Here is a 1271-nt window from a genome sequence, read left to right as displayed (position 1 = left end):
TGACCTGCCACTGAACTTTCATCCATGCGGAACCGGAGCCCGTTGGGTTGATACGCCGATTGGCGCGATGTGAGCAACCGGCAGCGGCGCGGAGCATTCAATTCGCGCAGCGCTGATGCCGGTTGCGGTGGAGAGGTGCTCTGCAAACGCCTTGGGCGTTTCGTATCCGAGTGCCGAATGTGGCCTTTCTTCGTTGTAGTCTACCGCCCAGGCGCGAACCACCGCACGGGCGTGGGGCATGTTTCGGAACATGGTTTCGTTCAAGAGCTCGTCGCGCATGCGGCCGTTGAAGCTTTCAACAAACCCGTTCTGCATCGGCTTGCCTGGCGCGATGTAATGCCATTCGATGCCCTTTGTGGCGGCAAAGGTTAAGATCGCGTTACTGGTCAGTTCGGTGCCGTTGTCTGAGACGATCATGTCTGGCTTGCCGCGCCGCTCGATCAAACCACTCAGTTCCCGAACAACGCGCTGCCCGGAGATCGATGTGTCCGGGATGGCTGCGAGACATTCCCGGGTCACATCGTCGACGACGTTCAGGATGCGGAACCGGCGGCCGCAGGCCAACTGATCATGGACAAAATCCAGCGACCAACGGGCATTGGGCCGTGCCTCCACCAGGATCGGGGCACGCGTGCCGATGGCCTTACGCCGGGCACGACGCTTGCGCACGGCCAGCCCTTCCTCACGGTAGAGCCGGTAGATGCGGTTGATTCCGGACGCTTCACCCTCACGGCGCAACAGCACGAACAGGCGGCGATACCCAAAGCGACGACGCTCGTTCGCCAAATCGCGCAGCCGCTGGCGCAACTCCGTCTCCGGTGGTCTGCTTGATTGATACCGGATCATCTTGCGATCCGCCCCAACTATCCGGCAGGCCCGTCGTTCCGACAGACCCAACCGGGTCCGCAGATGCGCGACGGCTTCGCGCTTCACGACGGGCCTCACCATTTTTTTGCCAGCAGCTCCTTCATCGCCGCCGCATCGAGCATCTGTTCTGCCAACAGCTTCTTCAGCTTGGCGTTCTCGTCCTCAAGCGTCTTCAGCCGTTTGGCATCCGACACAGTCATGCCGCCGAACTTGGCCTTCCACGCGTAGAAGGTGCCTTCCGACATGCCGTGCTTGCGGCAAAGATCGGCACACTTCGCGCCTGCCTCATGCTCGGTCAGAATCCCGATAATCTGTTCTTCTGTGTATCTTGATCGCTTCATTGTCCGTCCCTTCGTTGGGCCAGACTCTAATTCCAGATGGAGGAAAAATCCCGTGGCAGGTCA

The 1271-nt window shown here is 60.2% G+C and carries 1 protein-coding gene; it reads right to left on the bottom strand.

Annotation, left to right across the window (positions count from 1 at the left end; translation table 11 throughout):
* Positions 1-18 precede the first annotated feature (18 nt).
* Positions 19-1208 (bottom strand): IS3 family transposase gene (locus JAO82_RS14130; RefSeq protein WP_198687034.1). Its coding sequence is split into 2 segments (ribosomal slippage): positions 19-956 and positions 956-1208, totalling 1191 coding nucleotides; the frame shifts between segments, so codons are not numbered across the junction.
* Between the last annotated feature and the right edge of the window lie 63 nt (positions 1209-1271).

Origin of the sequence: Pontibaca salina (assembly GCF_016307205.1) — a bacterium.
In the GTDB taxonomy this organism is placed as follows: Bacteria; Pseudomonadota; Alphaproteobacteria; order Rhodobacterales; family Rhodobacteraceae; genus Pontibaca; species Pontibaca salina.
This window is presented reverse-complemented; position numbering and strand designations above follow the sequence as displayed.